Source organism: Arthrobacter sp. UNC362MFTsu5.1 (assembly GCF_000685965.1).
Classification (GTDB): Bacteria; Actinomycetota; Actinomycetes; order Actinomycetales; family Micrococcaceae; genus Arthrobacter.
The window spans coordinates 263413-282117 of sequence record NZ_JMLE01000001.1; the positions used below are offsets into that span (position 1 = coordinate 263413).

16 protein-coding genes are annotated in these 18705 nt (G+C 65.1%); 12 read left to right on the forward strand and 4 right to left on the reverse strand.

Going from position 1 to position 18705, the window contains the following annotated elements; translation table 11 throughout:
- The first annotated feature begins 136 nt into the window (after positions 1-136).
- From BS38_RS0101280 to BS38_RS0101300, 5 genes are all read left to right on the forward strand, one after another.
- Positions 137-1225, forward strand: a complete 1089-nt coding sequence (locus BS38_RS0101280) for a PhoH family protein (RefSeq protein WP_043437338.1) — start codon at positions 137-139, stop codon at positions 1223-1225.
- Complete coding sequence (ybeY, locus tag BS38_RS0101285) at positions 1222-1695, forward strand: rRNA maturation RNase YbeY (RefSeq protein ID WP_028269157.1); 474 nt, start codon at positions 1222-1224, stop codon at positions 1693-1695. Before BS38_RS0101280 ends, ybeY begins: the two co-directional genes overlap by 4 nt.
- The gene (locus tag BS38_RS0101290; protein ID WP_028269158.1) at positions 1692-3035 is read left to right on the forward strand and encodes a hemolysin family protein; all 1344 of its coding nucleotides are present in this window, start codon (positions 1692-1694) and stop codon (positions 3033-3035) included. Before ybeY ends, BS38_RS0101290 begins: the two co-directional genes overlap by 4 nt.
- A complete protein-coding gene (gene era / locus BS38_RS0101295; protein WP_028269159.1) occupies positions 3019-3975 on the forward strand; it encodes a GTPase Era in 957 nt (318 codons plus the stop codon). The genes BS38_RS0101290 and era overlap by 17 nt, the downstream gene beginning before the upstream one ends.
- A gap of 196 nt (positions 3976-4171) precedes the next feature.
- The gene (locus BS38_RS0101300) at positions 4172-5746 is read left to right on the forward strand and encodes an LCP family protein (protein WP_028269160.1); all 1575 of its coding nucleotides are present in this window, start codon (positions 4172-4174) and stop codon (positions 5744-5746) included.
- A gap of 136 nt (positions 5747-5882) precedes the next feature.
- Here BS38_RS0101300 and BS38_RS0101305 read toward each other — a convergent pair whose 3' ends face one another.
- Entirely contained in the window at positions 5883-7835 is a 1953-nt protein-coding gene (locus tag BS38_RS0101305) for a M13 family metallopeptidase (RefSeq protein WP_028269161.1), read from the reverse strand.
- Between the two features lie 254 nt (positions 7836-8089).
- Between BS38_RS0101305 and leuA the strand changes: the two genes are divergently transcribed.
- The 3 genes from leuA to BS38_RS0101320 all read left to right on the forward strand — a co-directional run bounded on the left by leuA (position 8090) and on the right by BS38_RS0101320 (position 11504).
- The gene (leuA, locus tag BS38_RS0101310; RefSeq protein WP_028269162.1) at positions 8090-9829 is read left to right on the forward strand and encodes a 2-isopropylmalate synthase; all 1740 of its coding nucleotides are present in this window, start codon (positions 8090-8092) and stop codon (positions 9827-9829) included.
- A gap of 92 nt (positions 9830-9921) precedes the next feature.
- A complete protein-coding gene (recO, locus tag BS38_RS0101315; protein WP_043437341.1) occupies positions 9922-10677 on the forward strand; it encodes a DNA repair protein RecO in 756 nt (251 codons plus the stop codon).
- Between the two features lie 2 nt (positions 10678-10679).
- Positions 10680-11504: an isoprenyl transferase gene (locus BS38_RS0101320; RefSeq protein WP_028269164.1), complete on the forward strand. Its 825-nt coding sequence runs from the start codon at positions 10680-10682 to the stop codon at positions 11502-11504.
- Here the strand turns inward: BS38_RS0101320 and BS38_RS0101325 are convergent.
- Both BS38_RS0101325 and BS38_RS0101330 read right to left on the reverse strand, forming a co-directional pair.
- Positions 11501-12586 (reverse strand): alpha/beta hydrolase, encoded by a 1086-nt coding sequence (locus BS38_RS0101325; protein ID WP_028269165.1) that lies wholly within the window; start codon positions 12584-12586, stop codon positions 11501-11503. The two genes, BS38_RS0101320 and BS38_RS0101325, sit on opposite strands and share 4 nt — an antisense overlap.
- Complete coding sequence (locus tag BS38_RS0101330; protein WP_028269166.1) at positions 12583-13593, reverse strand: alpha/beta hydrolase; 1011 nt, start codon at positions 13591-13593, stop codon at positions 12583-12585. Before BS38_RS0101330 ends, BS38_RS0101325 begins: the two co-directional genes overlap by 4 nt.
- 126 nt (positions 13594-13719) lie before the next feature.
- Between BS38_RS0101330 and BS38_RS0101335 the strand changes: the two genes are divergently transcribed.
- The gene (locus BS38_RS0101335) at positions 13720-14805 is read left to right on the forward strand and encodes a quinone-dependent dihydroorotate dehydrogenase (protein ID WP_028269167.1); all 1086 of its coding nucleotides are present in this window, start codon (positions 13720-13722) and stop codon (positions 14803-14805) included.
- 81 nt (positions 14806-14886) lie between these two features.
- Here the strand turns inward: BS38_RS0101335 and BS38_RS0101340 are convergent, their stop codons facing one another.
- Positions 14887-15486 carry a DUF3043 domain-containing protein gene (locus tag BS38_RS0101340; RefSeq protein WP_028269168.1) on the reverse strand — a complete coding sequence of 200 codons (600 nt, stop codon included), beginning with the start codon at positions 15484-15486 and terminating at the stop codon, positions 14887-14889.
- Between the two features lie 132 nt (positions 15487-15618).
- Between BS38_RS0101340 and BS38_RS0101345 the strand changes: the two genes are divergently transcribed.
- From BS38_RS0101345 to ctaC, 3 genes are all read left to right on the forward strand, one after another.
- Positions 15619-17049, forward strand: a complete 1431-nt coding sequence (locus BS38_RS0101345) for a dipeptidase (protein ID WP_028269169.1) — start codon at positions 15619-15621, stop codon at positions 17047-17049.
- A gap of 198 nt (positions 17050-17247) precedes the next feature.
- Positions 17248-17637, forward strand: a complete 390-nt coding sequence (locus tag BS38_RS0101350) for a HesB/IscA family protein (protein WP_011692062.1) — start codon at positions 17248-17250, stop codon at positions 17635-17637.
- 186 nt (positions 17638-17823) lie between these two features.
- Positions 17824-18696, forward strand: a complete 873-nt coding sequence (gene ctaC, locus BS38_RS0101355; RefSeq protein WP_028269170.1) for an aa3-type cytochrome oxidase subunit II — start codon at positions 17824-17826, stop codon at positions 18694-18696.
- The last annotated feature ends 9 nt before the right edge of the window (positions 18697-18705 follow it).

Here is an 18705-nt window from a genome sequence, read left to right on the forward strand (position 1 = left end):
CCGGACGGCTTACTGGCGTAAGATATAAGGACTCGGCCGCGCACGGAGTCCGACGCTGAAGCAGCGGGGGCGAAGTGATCGGCCAGAGAAACAATTTTCCTAACTGGAGGGGACCAGAGGCCCGCAGGCCGGCACCATGACTGAAGCAACAAACGGAAGGCCCCGGTTCAGCGCCGGTGAGCGCACCACAGGTGAATTTCCCCACAGTCTTCCCGGTGTCCGGACGGAGGTGGTCATCTTCGACAACTCCGAACAGATGGTTCAGTCCCTCGGCAGTCACGACGAGGCCCTCCGTTTTATCGAGGAACAGTTTCCTGCCGTGGATTTCCATGTCCGCGGCAATGAACTGGCCATCAGCGGCCCCGCGGCCGACGTTCCCAGGATCATGCGCCTGCTCCATGAAGTAAGGGGCCTCGTTGACCGGGGCACAGTCATCACACCGGCGGTGCTGCAGCAGCTCGCTGCCCTGCTCCGGAGCCAGTCGCTCCAGAACCCCGTTGAGGTGCTGACCTACAACATCCTCTCGAGCCGTGGCAAGACGATCCGGCCGAAGACCCTGAACCAGAAGAATTATGTGGACGCCATCGACGCGAACACGGTGATCTTTGGAATCGGACCGGCCGGCACCGGCAAGACCTTCCTCGCCATGGCAAAGGCCGTCCAGGCCCTGCAGCAGAAGGAAGTCAGCCGCATCATCCTCACCAGGCCGGCGGTGGAGGCCGGCGAACGGCTGGGCTTCCTGCCCGGGACGCTCAGCGACAAGATCGATCCGTACCTGCGGCCGCTCTACGATGCGCTCCACGACATGATGGACCCGGAGTCCATCCCGCGGCTGATGGCGGCGGGCACCATTGAAGTGGCCCCGCTGGCCTACATGCGCGGCCGAACGCTCAACGACGCGTTCATCATCCTCGACGAAGCCCAGAACACCACGCCGGAGCAGATGAAGATGTTCCTGACCCGCCTCGGGTTCGGCTCCAAAATGGTGGTCACCGGGGACGTCACGCAGGTGGACCTGCCGTTCGGCACCCGTTCCGGCCTCCGGATCGTGGAGGAGATCCTCCAGGGCATTGACGACGTCAACTTCAGCGTGCTGGACGCCTCAGACGTAGTGCGCCACCGCCTCGTCGGCGACATTGTCAACGCCTACGGCATTTGGGATGAGGCACAAAGGAACCGGGTGAAGCATTCCGTGCCCCGGGAGAAGCGGGGAGAACACGCATGAGCATCGAAGTAAACAACGAATCAGGCGTCCGGGTGGACGAAGCCCAGCTGGTTGCACTGGCCCGGTATGTGTTCGAACGCCTGTACATCCACCCCCAGGCCGAGCTTTCCATCCTCCTCGTGGACGAACCCGCCATGGAAAAACTCCATATCGAGCTGATGGATGAGCCCGGCGCCACCGACGTACTGTCCGTTCCCATGGACGAACTGACTCCGGGTACGCCGGACAAGCCGACGCCGCAGGGCATGCTCGGCGATATTGCGGTGTGCCCGCAGGTGGCGGAAGTCCAGGCACGCAACGCCGGACATTCCACCCAGGACGAGATGCTGCTGCTGACCACCCACGGGATCCTGCACCTCCTGGGCTACGACCACGCCGACCCGGAAGAAAAAGAAGAGATGTTCGGCCTGCAGCGGGAACTGCTTGAGGGCTTCACCGGCAAAGAAGCCCCGTCAGAGACGATGCAGTGACCCCACTGATCCTCGTTGGCATGGCGGTGGTCTTCCTCAGTTTCGCCGCCCTGCTGACAGCGGCGGAGTCCGCCTTTAATTTCCTGCCCCGCCACGACGCCGAAGAAGCTGTTCTCCGCAGCGACGGGCAGGCCCTCAAACGCATCCTGGACCAGCCGATGGCGCACATGCGCTCCCTGAGGTTCTGGCGCATCTGGTTCGAAATGGCCTCGGCCGTGGCAGTCGCGGTCCTCCTGCACAGCCTGTGGGACAGCGTGTGGCTCGCCGGACTGGCTGCCACCGGCATCATGGCCGTCGTGGGCTTCGTGATTGTGGGCGTTTCGCCTCGACAACTGGGCCGCGCCCACGCTGCCGCTGTCGCACGGACAACTGCGCCGGTCATCCGCTTCCTGTGCTGGGTCCTGGGTCCCATCCCCGGCTGGCTGGTCGCCCTGGGCAGCGCCGTGGCACCGGGCGGGCGCGGCGTTGATGAGGCTTCGTTCAGTGAAGAGGAATTCCGCGAGCTCGTGGACCGGGCCACTGAATCGGACATGATCGAGGACAACGAGGCCGAACTGATCCAGTCCGTCTTCGACTTCGGTGACACCCTGGTGCGTGCCGTGATGGTGCCCCGGACGGACATCCTGAGCATCGACGCCGGCTCGAGCCTGCACCGGGCCATGTCCCTGTTCCTGCGGTCGGGCTACTCGCGGATCCCCGTCATCCGGGACAACACCGACCAGATCCTGGGGATCGTCTACCTCAAGGATGTCGCCGCGGCGCTGCACAGCCTCCGCCCGGGGGAGGAACCCCCCATCGTGGATGAACTTGCCCGCGAAGTCCGCTACGTGCCGGAGTCCAAACAGGTCAGCGACCTGCTCCGCGAACTGCAGAAGGAATCCACGCATGTCGCGATCGTGATCGACGAGTACGGCGGAACGGCCGGCCTGGTCACCCTCGAGGACCTGATCGAGGAGATCGTCGGCGAGATCGTGGACGAGTACGACACCGAGAGCGCCGAGGCCGTCGCGCTGGGTGACGGCAGCTACCGGGTGAGTGCCCGGATGGGCATCGACGACCTCGGTGAGCTTTTTGATGTGGAGCTCGACGACGACGAAGTGGACACCGTCGGCGGCCTGCTGGCCAAGGCCCTCGGCAGGGTTCCCATCGTCGGAAGCACCGTCGAAGTGGACGGGATCTCGCTGCGGGCCGACCGGCTGGAAGGCCGCCGCAACCGGGTCAGCCACATCATCGCGGCGCCCGTTGCAAAGGGCGCTGTTCCAGAACAAACTGACCTTGAAGACCTACTCGACGAGGCCGAAACAACGCAACAGGGAGTTCCACGTGAGCAAGCAGAATAAAGCGGACGGCGAGGCCTTTGGCGGCTTCCGTGCCGGATTTTCGATCCTTGTGGGCAGGCCGAACGCCGGTAAGTCCACACTGACGAACGCCCTGGTGGGCAAGAAGGTGGCCATCACCTCGGCCAAGCCGCAGACCACGCGCCACACCATCCGTGGAATCGTGCACCGGGACGACGCCCAGCTGATCCTCGTCGACACTCCCGGCCTGCACCGGCCGCGGACGCTGCTTGGCAAGCGCCTCAACGACCTCGTGGCGGACACCCTTTCCGAAGTGGACGCCATCGGCTTCTGCCTTCCGGCCAACGAGAAGATCGGCCCCGGCGACCGCTTCATCGCCGCGCAGCTGGCCGCGGTAGGCAAGAAGCCCATCATCGCAATTGTGACCAAGGCCGACCTCGTGGACCGGCAGGCGCTGACCGAACAGCTGCTTGCCGTCGCCGCACTGGGACGCGAGGTCCTCGGCGAGGACGGCTGGAAGGACATCGTTCCGGTGTCGGCCACCGACGGCTTCCAGGTGAGCACGGTGGCGGACGTCCTGATCAGCCACATGCCGCCGTCCCAGCCGCTGTATCCGGACGGCCACCTTACTGACGAGCCCGAAGCCGTCATGGTGGCCGAACTGATCCGTGAAGCCGCCCTGGAGGGCGTCCGCGACGAACTTCCGCACTCCCTCGCCGTCGTGGTCGAGGAGATTGTTCCCCGCGAGGGCCGGCCCGAGGACAGCCCCTTCCTCGACGTCCGGGTCAACCTTTACGTGGAGCGGCCGTCCCAGAAAGCCATCATTATCGGCAAGGGCGGCGCCCGGCTGCGGGAAGTCGGCACCACTGCACGCAAGGGCATCGAAGCGCTGCTCGGAACGCGCATCTACCTTGACCTGCACGTCAAGGTGGCCAAGGACTGGCAACGGGATCCGAAGCAGCTGGTCAAGCTCGGTTTCTAACCCGCATCACGGTTTGCGGCAGCCACCGGGTCCACCGGACAGTGGCTGCTACCCGGCTGCTGCCCGGGCACTACCCGGCTGCTGCCAGGCATGCCCGGCCGGGCCCGCACGACGGCGGCCTCCGGGCATCGGGCATTTTCCCAGTCTCGGCCACTAAAATGGACCGAACCCGTTTTATAGAGGAAGGTAACACCACGTGGTGCGACGCCGAGACACTCCCGGACAAGGCATTGGTTCGCCAGCGTCCGACGCCGCCGCCCGGCACTCTGACAACAAGGCCATGGGCCCGGCCCGGCACCTCGGCGCCATGCGGGGCAAACCCGCCTGGTTCAAAGTGGCCAGCGCCATTGTGGCCCTGCTCCTCGTTGGAGGACTGGCATTCGCCGCCTTCTGGGTCATCAGGCTGCAGCTGAACATCAACAAAGCGCCCCTGGGTGCCGGCAGCAGCCGCACCGAGGATCCCGTCAACGACTCCAAGGACCGGATGCAGATCCTGATCCTGGGCTCAGACACCCGGGACGGCAAGAACTCGGAATACGGCACCGCCGAGGATTCAACCGGCTACGGCCAGTCGGACGTCATGATGATGATGGACATCTCTGCGGACAACAAGCGGGTCAGCGTCATCAGCTTCCCCCGCGACCTGCTGGTGGACATCCCGGAGTGCACGGACCAGAAGACCAAGCAGTCGTACCCCGCCCAGAGCGGAGTGATGATCAACGAAGCCATGAAGCAGGCCGGAATCGGCTGTGCGGTGGATACGGTGAACAAGATCACCGGCCTGGAAATCGACCACTTCATGATGGCGGATTTCAACGCCGTGAAGGAACTTTCCAACGCCGTGGGCGGCGTGGAAGTCTGCATCAGCGACGCCGTGTATGACCCCGACTCCCGCCTGCGGCTCCCCGCCGGAACCTCGCAGGTGCAGGGCGAGCAGGCACTGGCCTACCTGCGGACCAGGCATGCGTTCGCGGACGGCGGCGACCTTGGCCGCATCAAGGCACAGCAGGGCTTCCTGTCCTCCCTCACCCGCAAGATCAAGGATGACGGCACGCTGTCCGACCCCCAGAAGATGCTCAAGATCGCCGACGTCGTCACCCAGAACCTCACAGTGGACGATGGTTTGGCGTCCGTCCCGTCACTGCTCACCATCGGCAACCGCCTCAAGAACATTGACATCAGCAAGGTGGCGTTCGTGGCCGTTCCCACCACGGCGGCGCCCAGCGATCCCAACCGGCTCACGGTTGCCGAGCCGGCCGCCTCGCAGCTTTTCGCCGCATTGCGCAAGGACGTTGACCTGACGGACCCGACGGCGTCGCCGAGCCCCACCGCGGCACCCGCCGAGTCAGCACCCGCACCGTCCCCGTCGACGCCAACTGCAACCCCGCCGCCGCCCTACGACAAGGCGCTGCAGCCGGTGACCGTCGCGAACGGTACAGGAGTTCCGGCGCGGACCCAGGAGATCACCCAGGCAATTATCGCCGGTGGCTTCACCCAGGTGGCTCCGCTGGTGGCGCAGTCCGTCGAGAAGACGGCGGTGTATTACGGACCCGGCTTCGAGGACGTGGCCGCTGACGTCGCGGCACTGCTTGAGATTCCCGCCACGCAGGTCCTCCCCGCCACCGGGGTCAGCGGCGTGCAGGTCTATCTTGGCACCGACTTCATGTCCGGAACAAAGCTGGGCGCCGTGGCGCTCCCCAACGACATCGTCAATCAGACTGCCGGGGACACGGTCTGCCAGCAGGCCAACCCGGAATTGATCACTCGGTAGAGGCACAGAGGCACAGAGGCACCGCGGCTCAGCGGCACAGGGGACGGCGTCGGTTTGCCGACGTGCCCCATGCAAAGAGCTGCGGGGCCGGCCACAAACAGTGGCCGGCCCCGCAGGTCTCGTCGTTATTGCCCGGTCACCAAATGCTGACCCGGTCCTCCACGGACAACCACATGCCGTCCTGCTCCGATACACCGAAGGCTTCATGGAAGGCGTCAAGGTTCTTGGCGATGGCATTGGTGCGGAACTCGTTGGGGGAGTGCGGGTCCGTGGCGAGCCTGCGGATGGCTTCCTCATTCCGGATGACCTGCCGCCAGCCCGCAGCCCACGAGGCAAAGAACCGCTGCTGTCCGGTCAGGCCGTCCAGCACCGGAGGCTCGGCGCCGTCGAGGCTGATCAGGTAGGCCTTGTAGGCGATGGTGAGCCCGCCCAGGTCGCCGATGTTTTCCCCGAGGGTGAGCTTGCCGTTGACGTGGTGGCCAGGGGCTGCGGTGGGCGACAACGCGTCGAACTGGGCCACCAGCTTGGACGTCAGGGCCTCGAACGCCGTGCGGTCATCCTCGGTCCACCAGTTGCGGAGGGCGCCGCCGCCGTCGAACTGCGAGCCCTGGTCGTCGAAGCCGTGTCCGATCTCGTGTCCGATCACAGCGCCGATGCCGCCGTAGTTGACGGCGTCGTCGGCGTCGGCCGTGAAGAACGGGGCCTGCAGGATCGCTGCCGGGAACACGATCTCATTCAGGAGCGGGTGGTAGTACGCATTGACTGTCTGCGGCGTCATCAGCCATTTGTTCTTGTCAACGGGCTTGCCCACCTCGTCCAGGTGCCTGTCGACGTCGGCGTTGTGTGCGCGCTCAACGTTGCCAAGAAGGTCGCTGGGGTCAATCTCCACGGCGGAGTAGTCAATCCACTCATCGGGGTAGCCGATCTTGGCACGGAATGCCTCGAGCTTTTTGAGGGCTTCGAGTTTGGTGTCCTCACCCATCCAGGCGAGCCCGGTGATGCTCTCGCGGTAGGCCTCGATGAGGTTGCCCACGAGGGTCTGCATGCGGGCTTTGTGGGTCTCGGGAAAGTGCCGGGCAACGTAGATCTGGCCGACCGCCTCGCCCAGGGAGGCTTCGACGACGGCGACGCCGCGCTTCCAGCGGTCCTTGTTACGCGGCGTGCCGCTGATGGTGGTGCCATAGAACGCGAAGTTCGCGTCCACGAATTCGGCCGCGAGATACGGTGCGGCAGAACTGACAACGCGCATGGCCAGCCAATCCTGCCACGCCTCCAGGGGTTCGGTTTCGAGCAGGCCGGCCGCCCCGGCGAAGAAGTCAGGGGTGCTGACCACGACCTCCGCGCGCTTTTCGGCAGCGATTCCGGCGGCTTCGAACCACGCGTCCAGGAGCGGGAACAGCTCACCGGCCTCTTCGGCGGATTTCAGGTTGTACGTTTTTTGCGGATCGCGCAGGGTCACGTTGTCCCAGTGATGCGAGGCAAGGGCTGTTTCCAGCCGGACCACCCGGTCCGCGGCACCTTCCGGGTCCGCGGTTCCCGCGAGGCCAAGCATGGTCCGGACGTGCTCCCGGTAGGCCGACACCATCGGGGCGAACTTCTCTTCGCGGTAGTACGATTCATCCGGCAAACCGAGGCCGCCCTGGCCGGTGTACAGCAGGATCCGGTCCGGGTTGCCGGCATCGGGGGCCGGATAAATGTAGAAAAGCCCGGAAACATCGGAACGGAAGAGCCTTCCGGCCAGTTCGATGACGTCCCTGGCTGACTGTGTGGCGAAGACGGCTGCAAGCCGTTCCCGGATGGGGTCCATGCCTTTGGCCTCCACTGTGGCTTCGTCCATGAAGCTGTTGTAGAGGTCCCCGACCTTACGTTCGATGCCGCTGCCATCTTCGCCGCGTGCGGCGGCTTCTTCGATGATTTCCCTGACCGCCAGTTCGGAGCCGTCCCGCAAGGCCGTGAAGGTTCCTTCGAGGGGGCGGTCGTCCGGGATGGTGGTGCTCTTCAGCCACGCGCCGTTGATGTGCCGGTACAGGTCATCCTGCGGCCGGACGGTGTGGTCGATGTTGGACAGGTCGATCCCCGAGTTTGGCACAAGTGCTCCTTCAGGTGAAGGCTGCCTCCGGCGCTGGCACCGGGGGCAGCGTCTGCATGGTGGACGTTGCTGGAGGTGTTGCTCCTTCATCTTACGCACCCGTGTTAGTGTGAAATGGTGCGCGCAGAACTCCTTCTTCTTAGCTGCCGCGGCGAGGCCTCAGACGCGATCTAGCGCAAGGCCAATCCTCGTCGCGGAGTTTGTGTTGCCCGGCCACCTTTCACATAGGAACCACAGAAAAGGCCCAGATAGTAATGCGAAACGCACAAAAGCCCTCAGGAATGCCCGTCCACCGCTACATCCCGTTCCAGGACCAGATCAGTGTTGAACTGCCGGACCGGACCTGGCCGGACAAGGTCATCACCAAGGCCCCGCGCTGGTGCGCCGTGGACCTCAGGGACGGTAACCAGGCCCTGATCGATCCCATGAGCCCGGCCCGCAAGATGAAGATGTTCGATCTGCTGGTCCGCATGGGCTACAAGGAGATCGAGGTCGGCTTCCCGTCAGCCTCGCAGACTGACTTCGACTTCGTCCGCCAGCTGATCGAAGGCAACCACATTCCGGATGACGTCACCATCCAGGTGCTGACCCAGGCCCGCGAGCACCTGATCGAGCGGACCTACGAATCCCTGGTCGGCGCCAAGCAGGCCATCGTCCACCTGTACAACTCCACCTCGGTCCTGCAGCGCCGCGTGGTGTTCAACCAGGACGAGGACGGCATCCTGGACATCGCGCTCCAGGGCGCCCGCCTGTGCAAGAAGTACGAGGAAACGCTGGCGGACACGCACATCACCTACGAGTACTCTCCCGAATCCTTTACCGGCACGGAACTCGAATACGCCGTCCGCGTCTGCAACGCTGTGGCCGATGTCTTCGAAGCCTCGGCTGACAGCCAGGTCATCATCAACCTGCCGGCAACCGTGGAAATGGCCACCCCCAACGTCTACGCCGATTCCATCGAGTGGATGAGCCGCAACCTGCACCCCCGCGAGGGCATCATTCTCTCCCTGCACCCGCACAACGACCGCGGTACCGGTGTTGCCGCCGCCGAACTGGGCTACCTGGCCGGCGCCGACCGGATCGAAGGATGCCTGTTCGGCAACGGCGAGCGGACCGGCAACGTGGACCTCGTCACGCTGGGCCTGAACATGTTCGTCCAGGGCATCGACCCCATGATCGATTTCTCGGACATCGACGACATCCGCCGGACCGTGGAGTACTGCAACCAGCTGCCGGTCGCGGAGCGCTCCCCGTACGGCGGGGACCTGGTCTTCACCGCGTTCTCCGGTTCGCACCAGGATGCCATCAAGAAGGGCTTTGAAGCGCTCGAAAAGGACGCCGCGGCGGCCGGCAAGGATGTGGCCGACTACACCTGGCAGGTTCCGTACCTGCCGGTTGATCCCAAGGACCTCGGACGCAGCTACGAAGCCGTCATCCGCGTCAACTCGCAGTCCGGCAAGGGCGGCGTGGCCTACCTGCTGAAGAACGAGCACAGCCTGGACCTGCCGCGCCGCGCCCAGATCGAATTTTCCGGCGTCATCCAGAAGCGGACGGACACTGTTGGCGGCGAAGTCAGCGGATCCCAGCTGTGGCAGATCTTCCAGGACGAGTACCTGCCCTCCAGCAAGGGCGACGGCCAGTGGGGCCGCTACTCGCTGGGTTCGTTCAGCACGGAAACGGACGACGACGGCACCATGACGCTGCATGCGACCGTCACGGTGGACGGTGTCCAGGTTCGCCGCACCGGCACAGGCAACGGCCCGATCGCGGCGTTGCTGGGGATCCTGGGCCAGGACGGCGTGGACGTGCGCGTGCTGGACTACAGTGAGCACGCACTCTCCGAAGGCGGCAATGCCCGTGCGGCCGCGTACGTTGAATGCACGGTGGGCGACCGGGTGCTGTGGGGTGTCGGCATTGACTCCAACACCACCACGTCCTCGCTGAAGGCAGTTGTCTCCGCCGTCAACCGTGCGATCCGGGACGCACAGGCCTAGACTGACTGTTCGATCCGCTGAGCTGCTGCGCCCCCGAGCAATCCGGTGGCGCAGCAGCCGCGTTAACCAGAGAGTCAGTGCAAAGATTAACCGTGGCCCAACAATCCTCCTTCTCTGCGCGCGCATACCGCGATGATGCCGTGGTGCTGCGTACCCACAAGCTGGGCGAAGCGGACCGGATCATCACGCTCCTGACGAAGCACCACGGCCAGGTCCGCGCGGTGGCGAAGGGCGTGCGGCGCACCAGCAGCCGCTTCGGCGCCCGGCTGGAACCGTTCATGGTGGCCGACCTGCAGCTGATTTCCGGCCGGACGTTGGACATCGTCACGCAGGCTGTGGCCAAGGGCGCCTACGGCGGCAACATCGCGGCGGACTATGGCCGCTATACGGTGGCGGCGGCCATGACCGAGACCGCCGAAAAGCTGACAGACGTGGACGGCGAAGCCGGAACCGCGCAATACAACCTGCTGGTCGGGGCGCTGGCCTCGCTGAGCCGCGGCGAGCACACCCCCGAACTCATCCTCGACTCGTATCTCCTGCGCGCCCTGGCAACGGGGGGATGGGCGCCCAGCTTCACGGTGTGCGCCCGCTGCGGTGCGCCGGGGCCGCACACCGCCTTTTCAGCCCCGCTGGGCGGCATGGTGTGCGCCAACTGCCGTCCGCCCGGATCACCGGCGCCTGCAGCCGAGACGGTCTTCCTGCTCGGGGCACTGCTGACCGGGGATTGGACGACGGCGGATGCTTCCCTTGCTGTCCACCGGCGGGAGGCTGCCGGTTTGGTGGCCAGCTATCTGCAATGGCATCTTGAACGTGTGCTGAAATCACTTAAACATGTGGAGCGTAGCTGACTGTGGCCCTTGGAAAGAAGAAAACTCCCGTCCGGCAGCGGACCGCACCGGTGACAGCACCGTATCCGCACAGCTCCGGGGCCGTGCCGCCGTCGATTCCCGAGGAATTCATCCCGCAGCACGTGGCGATCGTGATGGACGGCAACGGCCGCTGGGCCAACCAGCGCGGGCTGCCGCGGATCGAAGGGCACAAGGCCGGCGAACCGGCACTGCTGGACGTTGTGGCGGGTGCCATTGAACTGGGCATCAAGTACGTCACGGTGTATGCGTTCTCAACGGAGAACTGGCGGCGTTCCCCGGAGGAAGTCCGCTTCCTGATGGGTTTTAACAAGGATGTGCTACGGCGCCAGCGGAACCAGCTGGATGAATGGGGCGTCCGCATCCGCTGGTCGGGTCGCCGGCCCCGGCTTTGGGGCTCGGTGATCCGCGAGCTGGAAGAGGCGGAGGACTACACGCGGGGCAACAGCACGTGTACGTTGACCATGTGTGTTAATTACGGCGGCCGCGCCGAGATCGCCGATGCGGTGACGGCCATCGCCGAAGACGTGGCGGCCGGCAGGCTCAAACCGGGCGCCATCACCGAGCGGACCATCCAGAAGTACCTGGACGAGCCGGACCTGCCGGACGTCGACCTCTTCCTCCGAAGCTCCGGCGAGCAGCGTCTCTCCAACTTCATGCTGTGGCAGTCCGCCTATGCCGAGTTCGTCTTCATGGACACGCTCTGGCCCGACGTCGACCGCCGCACGCTTTGGGACGCCGTCGAAGTCTACGCCCGGCGGGACCGCCGGTACGGCGGCGCCGTGGATGCGGCCCCGGCCGGCGCTTAGCCGGAATGGGAATGCAGCCAGGCCACCAGGTCCCGGTACGCCTCCTGGCGCAGTTCACGGCGTGAGAGGAAGACGTCGTGGATGGCTCCCGGGTACCGGAATACAGCAGTCCGGCGTCCCAGGCCGAGGGCGCGGCGGGCTGTCTGTTCCACATCAATCACGGCGTCTGCGGACATGAGCTCCTCAGACCATTCGGCCTGGATTTTGGTGCGGTCAGAAAGCATCACCAGGACCGGCGCCGCAATGTCCAGGCGCCGTTCGACGGCGGCATGACCGGCCAGGACCGCCCGGGTCCAGCCCGCGCGAATGGGGAACGACGCCGTCGGGCGCCACTGCGGATCCAGGAACCACTCGCCGTGGGCCTGGTCGCTGACGCTCTCCCAGTAGCCGGGCATCTCCGGAAAACGGAAGGGCCGCTGCGGATCCGTCCGCGCGATCGGCTCCACCAGGTGCATGGCGATGTTTCGGATCAGGCTGCTGCCCTGGAGCTCCAGCCACGGCGCATTCAGGACAAGGCTCCCCAGCGCGCCCGGATTGCGGTCGGCCCACAGCGCACCAATCAGCCCGCCAAGTGAATGCGCCAGCATGTGGATGGAAGGGTCCCCGGCCTGGCCGGTGCGCTCCGCCACATCCGTCCGGATCGCATCCATGGCGGCGGCGATGTCTTCGTCATACACGGCCAGGTCCGTGGTGTAGCCCGGCGTCTGCCAGTTCCGCAGGCTGCGCCCGAATTTCCGCAGGTCCAGCGCATAGAAGTACAGTCCGTGGGCACCGACGTATTCAGCCAGTTCGGACTGCAGGAAGTAGTCCGCCCAGCCGTGCAGGTAGATGACGGCCGCGGGATGCCCGGGAGTGTTGCGTGCCGCCGAGTCCGGGACCGGCCAGGCCAACGTTCGGAAGCCCTTGTTCCGCAGCGCCGCAAGAAAGCCGGGCGGACCCGCCGGCGCGGCCGGCACATGGCGCACCAGCGTGGCACAAACCTCGCCTTCGTCGTCGTCGGGCAGCGGCAGTGCCAGGGACTCGAAAGCTGAACCGAGCTGGTCGGGCAGCCAGCGCGGCGCCACCGGGGCAGCAGCCTTCACTCCGGGCCGCCGTCGTCCAGCACGTAGCCCCGGATCCAGCGGCCCAGCCGGGCATACGCGTCGGCCCGGACGTGCGGCGGAGACAGGAAGACATCGTGGAGGGCGCCGTCAATCCGTTCCAGGGTGACTGTCCGGCCCAGGGCCATGGCCCTGATCGCGATTGTGTTCACGTCCAGCACCGCGTCCGCCCTTCGCATGGCTTCGGTCCAGAACATCCCGTTCTCGCTGGTTTCGGAAAGAAGCACCAGGATGGGAATGTCGATCCGCAGTCCACGGGCCACCCGGGAATGCCCGGCCAGGACAGCACTGAGCCAGCCCGCCCGGACGGGAAAAGCCAGGGGCGGCCTGTACTTGTTGTCCAGTGTCCACTCACCCTCGGCCTCGCTGCTGATGCTGCGCCAATAGAAACCGCGCTCCGGGAGCCGCAGGACAGCCTCCGGCCGGTATCGGGCCAGCGGCCCCACCATGGACCGGGTGGCGCGCCGAACCAGGGAATTGCCGTGCATTTCCAGCCAAGGGCTGTTCAGCACCAGCTGGGCAACAACCCCCGGATGCCGGCTGACCCACAGGGCGGCGATGAGGCCGCCGGTCGAATGGCCCATCAGGGTCACCGGCAGCCCGCCGGCCTGTTCCGGCCAGAGGGAACCCATGATCCCGATTGCCTTGCTGATTTCGGCGTCGTAGTCGTCGAGGTTGGCCACATAGCCGCCGTGGGTATCCGGCTGCAGGCTCCGCCCGTGGTTGTGCATGTCGAGGGCAAAAAACTCAAAGCCCTTGCCTGTCCAGAACCGGGCTAGCTCCACGTTGAAGAAATAATCGCTCCAGCCGTGCAGGAACAGGACTGCCCGGCGGGGGAGCGGCCGGCCTCCGGGGCGGACGCCCCCTGGTCCTTCGCCCTTGGGCGCGTGCCGGACCAGGGTAGCGGTGCGCTCCACCCCGTCGTCGCCCGTGGCCTGGTAGGAACAGGCTTCGAAATCGTCCCCCAGGATATCTGTGTGCCACCTCATTTCATTAGCCTAAACAACGCAGGCCACAGCAGCGAGCGGGCCGGGGTGCCTGCAGAATCCGTCACACCGCACGCCGCACGAGCGCGCCGGTTTGGTCTGCGGAGCCTGAACCGGAAAACTGGTGTCATGCGCGTATATCCCACCTTCTTTCGCCTGGCCTTTTCATGGATGGACGCCGAACGCGCCCACAAGATCGGCTTCCGTGCCATCCGGCTGGCCCACAGCTCCGGGGCGGGCAAGGTGCTCGCCAAGTTCACGGCCCCCGCGCCGTCGCTCCAGACCGAGGCCTTCGGCATCACCTTCCCGTCGCCGTTCGGCCTCGCTGCCGGCTTTGATAAGGAGGGCCACGGCATAGAAGCGCTGACCGAACTCGGGTTCGGCCACGTGGAAGTCGGAACCATCACCGGGCAGGCCCAGCCCGGCAACGAAAAGCCCCGGCTCTTCCGGCTCATCGAGGACAGAGCCGTCATCAATCGGATGGGATTCAACAACGACGGCGCCGCAGCCGTCGCCCCCCGGCTCAAGTCCGCCAGGGCTGCCTTGCAGCGCAGCCACCCCGGGGTGCGTCCGGTGATCGGCGTCAACATCGGCAAGAGCAAGGTGGTGGAGCTCGACGACGCAGTCAGTGACTACCTCACCAGCGCCCGGAGCCTTGCGCCCGCCGCTGATTACCTCGTGGTCAACGTCAGTTCCCCCAACACGCCTGGGCTCCGGCTACTCCAGAACGTGGAAACCCTCCGCCCGCTGCTCAAAGCCGTCGGCGAAGAAGCGGACAGTGCCGCCGGCAGGCACGTCCCGCTACTGGTGAAGATCGCCCCCGACCTGACGGATGAGGACATCGACGACGTCGCGAGGCTGGCCCTCGACCTCAAGCTGGACGGGATCATCGCCACCAACACCACCATCAGCCGGGACGGGCTCACCTCCGACCCTGCAAAAATTCAGGACTGCGGGCCCGGCGGCCTCTCCGGCGCGCCCCTGAAGGCCAGGTCCCTTGAAGTTCTCAGACGCCTCAAGGAAGCAACCGGCGGTGCGCTCACCCTTGTGTCGGTCGGCGGCGTGGAGACCGCGAAGGACGTCCAGGAACGGCTCGACGCCGGCGCCACCCTGGTCCAGGGCTACACGGCCTTCCTGTATGAGGGGCCGTTCTGGGCCGCCGGCATCAACCGGCAGCTCGCCAAGCACCCCGCCCGCCGCCAGACCCGCGCGTAGCAGCCGCCCGGGCTGCAAGCCCCCGGAAACGACGAAACCCCCGGCAGCCCAGGCTGCCGGGGGTTTCTTTTGTGGCCTGAATCAGGCGGGGAATTCTCCGCGCTTGACGAGCGGCTTGGGAAGGCGGAGCTTGCGGAACTGGAGCGAGCGCATGGAGCCATACCAGACAGTGCCGCGTTCCACCTCGCCAAACTTTTCGGTGAGGCGCTTGCGCAGCTTGCGGGACAGGATGAAGACGTCAACGAAAACAGCCAGGAACATGACCCAGAAACCGCCCAGGACATAAATCATCGCCTCGCTGGTGGACGGCACCAGCAGGGAAACAATGACGAACACCAGTGCGCCGAACATCAGGTACTCGCCCAGGCTGAAGCGGGCATCCACATAATCACGCGCGTAGCGCTTCTGCGGGCCCTTGTCCCGAAGGGGCAGGAACTTTTCGTCGCCCGTATCCAGCGCCTGGCGCATCTTGATCCGCTGCTCCTGCACGGCCGCCCGTTCTGCGGCCTTTGAGGCCTTTCGGTCCTCCGGCACCAGGGGACGCTTCCGCGCCGCTTCCTGTGCCTTGCGCTTGGGCGTGGGCGCGCCCTTGCCGAGGGCAGTATCCCGGGCCAAGGCCTCGGCTGCCTGCTGGTCAACTACGTCCTGCGCCGTCGGCGCTTCCTTTTTACGTCCAAACACCCCTACAGAATACCTTGCACGCGCAGGCGAAAAGTCATATGTCACACCGTCCCGGCACCGGCGGAAGGGGGCGGACCGGTGGCCGGTCCGGGAGTGTTTCCTGTGGTCACGGACACAGGTAGGGTTTTGGCCATGACTTCATCACCGGCGGGGACCCCGCAAAAAATCAGCGCAGGATTCGACGGGATCGACGTCGATGCCCTGCGCCGGACCGTACACGAGTCTTTCGATACCACTGTTGAACAGCTGAAGGACCTTGTGAGGCTCCCGGGTATCGCCTGGCCGAGCTTCGATCCCGCCCCGCTGGACCGCAGTGCGGAGGCTGTTGCGGAGCTGGTGCGCGCCGCGGGGATCGAGGACGTCCGGATCCTGCGCTGCAATAAAGAGGACGGCACTCCGGGCGGACCGGCTGTAGTAGCCCGGCGGGCTGCTGCCGAAGGTAAGCCGACGATCCTGCTCTACGCCCACCACGACGTTCAGCCGACCGGGGACCTGGCATTGTGGGAGACCGAACCGTTTACCGCCGTCGAGCGCGACGGACGCCTGTACGGCCGGGGTGCCGCCGATGACAAGGCCGGCATCATGGCCCATATTGCCGCCTACGCCGCTGTCACCGAAGTGCTGGCCGACGAACTGGGCCTTGGCGTGACGTTCTTCTTCGAGGGCGAGGAAGAAGCCGGCTCGCCCACCTTCCGCACGTTCCTGGAAACCCACCGCGAACTGCTGCGCGCCGACGTCATCGTAGTGGCGGACTCCAGCAACTGGAAGGTAGGCATTCCCGCGCTCACCACCAGCCTGCGCGGCCTGGTCGACGGGACCATCGAGGTGCAGGTGCTGGAGCACGCCGTCCATTCCGGAATGTTCGGCGGTGCGGTCCTGGATGCGCCGACGCTGCTCTCCCGGCTGATCGCCACACTGCACGACGACGAAGGTAACGTTGCCGTGAAGGGCCTGGTCAGCAGGGACGACGTTTCCGTCGACCTCACGGAAGCGGAATACCGGGCCGACGCGTCCGTGCTGGACGGCGTCCGCCTCGCCGGCAGCGGAACCATCGCCTCCCGGCTGTGGACCAAGCCTGCCCTGTCCATCATTGGCTTCGACGCTCCCGCCGTGGATGTGGCGTCCAACACGCTCCTCCCGCGGGCGCGCGCTAAGTTCAGCATGCGGCTGGCGCCGGGCCAGGATCCGGCCGATGCCATGGAGGCCGTGCGCAACCATGTTGAAGCCAATGCGCCGTTCGGCGCAAAGGTGGTGTTCACGCCGGGGGAGAGCGGCAACTCCTTCCTGACCGACACGGATTCCGCCGCCGCAGGAATGGCGATGTGGGCCCTCGGTGAAGCCTGGGGCGTTCCGGCAGTGGAGATGGGCATCGGGGGTTCGATTCCCTTTATTGCCGACCTGACGGAGGTGTACCCGGACGTTCAGATCCTGGTTACCGGCGTCGAGGATCCCGATTCCAGGGCGCACAGTGCCAACGAGTCGCTGCACCTGGAGGACTTCCGCAATGCCGTTGTGGCCGAAGCGCTCCTGCTGGCACGTCTCAACCGTGAGGGTCTTGCCTGACGCCGGCCGCTGCGCAGCGCTGATGTTCCCTGGCGGTTACGGAGCCGTCAGGGAACATTCAGGGTATGGCCACGGTTACGTCAGGAGTTAGAGCTACACGCAGGATCGACGTAGCATGTAGCTATAGCCCATACCGTTTCCGTAGGGGCGGGCAACGCGCAAGCCGAGTCGCCACCACCGTCGTAAGAAGGTAGGCCAATGAGCACTACAACCAATGAAAACAGCGCCGCAGCCACAGGCACCGCAAGCGAAGAGTTGCCCACGCACGAGGTCAAGCTGACCGACGTCGCTGCCGGCAAGGTCCGCAGCCTCCTGGAGCAGGAAGGCCGCACCGACCTGCGCCTGCGGGTTGCAGTCCAGCCGGGCGGTTGCTCCGGCCTGATTTACCAGCTCTACTTTGACGAGCGGCTGCTGGACGGAGACGCTGTGCGCGACTACGACGGCGTCGAAGTCGTTGTGGACAAGATGAGCGTCCCGTACCTGAGCGGCGCCAGCATCGACTTCGAGGACACCATCTCGAAGCAGGGCTTCACCATCGATAACCCCAATGCCGGCGGCTCCTGCGCCTGCGGTGATTCTTTCCACTAACCCGGCTCTTTTGCCCCATGACAGCTTGCTCTCGGCACCGGTGGAAACCGGTGCCGACGCACGGTGCCGACATGTGAGCGAAAACCCCCGGGGAGCGGTAAGCTCTACATCGAGTAGTAAAACTTTTAGTGTGCCCGGGGAGCCATCTACGGCCCGGGCAACAGCAACAAGTAGGAAGGGCCGTCTGTGAGTTCGCAGAACCGAACCGGCAGCCGACGCAAACAGATCACTACGATCACTGGCTTGGCACTAGCCGGCGCGTTGGCATTGACTGGATGTTCACCAGAGGTACAGAGAGGCTGGTTGCCCACCGAGCGTGGCACCACCAATCACACTGACCGCATCATGGACCTCTGGGTCAACTCATGGATTGCCGCCTTGGTCGTCGGCATCATTACCTGGGGACTCATGGTCTGGTGCATCGTCGCCTACCGGCGCCGCAAGGGCACCGTCGGTTTCCCGCGGCAGACCAGCTTCAACCTCCCCCTTGAGGTCTTCTACCTGACCATCCCGCTCTTCATGGTGCTGGTGTTCTTCTACTTCACCGACCGCGACCAGCAGGCGATTGATGACCGCTCAAAGCCCGCCGACGTCGTTGTGGACGTCCGCGGCAAGCAGTGGGCCTGGGACTTCAACTACAAGCAGGGCGACGTCGTCACCGAAGACGTGCACGAAGCCGGCGTCCAGGCGCACCTGACCGGCGCTGAAGTGGACAAGGAAAAGCTGCCCACCCTGTACCTCCCCGTCAACAAGTCTGTTGACCTGGAGCTGAACTCCCGCGATGTTATCCACTCTTTCTGGGTGCCCGCCTTCCTGCAGAAGCGCGACATGATCCCCGGCAAGACCAACTACATCAGGTTTACCCCCACCAAAGAGGGGACCTATGACGGCAAGTGTGCCGAACTCTGCGGCGAATACCACTCCGAAATGCTGTTCCGCGTGAAGGTTGTCTCCGAATCGGAGTTCCAGGCCCACATGGACCAGTTGCGCCAGGACGGCAACACCGGCCTGCTCGGCGAAGAGTACGACCGCAACCCGAACCTGAACGAAATTAAGTAAGGGGAGCGA

What these genes read in the sequence shown, in the direction of transcription:
- ybeY (WP_028269157.1), top strand. Translation starts at nt 1,222, where the DNA reads ATGAGCATCGAAGTAAACAACGAATCAGGCGTCCGGGTGGACGAAGCC.
- BS38_RS0101350 (WP_011692062.1), top strand. Translation starts at nt 17,248, where the DNA reads ATGAGCACTACAACCAATGAAAACAGCGCCGCAGCCACAGGCACCGCA.
- leuA (WP_028269162.1), top strand. Translation starts at nt 8,090, where the DNA reads ATGCGAAACGCACAAAAGCCCTCAGGAATGCCCGTCCACCGCTACATC.
- BS38_RS0101335 (WP_028269167.1), top strand. Translation starts at nt 13,720, where the DNA reads ATGCGCGTATATCCCACCTTCTTTCGCCTGGCCTTTTCATGGATGGAC.
- BS38_RS0101280 (WP_043437338.1), top strand. Translation starts at nt 137, where the DNA reads ATGACTGAAGCAACAAACGGAAGGCCCCGGTTCAGCGCCGGTGAGCGC.
- BS38_RS0101330 (WP_028269166.1), bottom strand. Translation starts at nt 13,593, where the DNA reads ATGAGGTGGCACACAGATATCCTGGGGGACGATTTCGAAGCCTGTTCC.
- BS38_RS0101345 (WP_028269169.1), top strand. Translation starts at nt 15,619, where the DNA reads ATGACTTCATCACCGGCGGGGACCCCGCAAAAAATCAGCGCAGGATTC.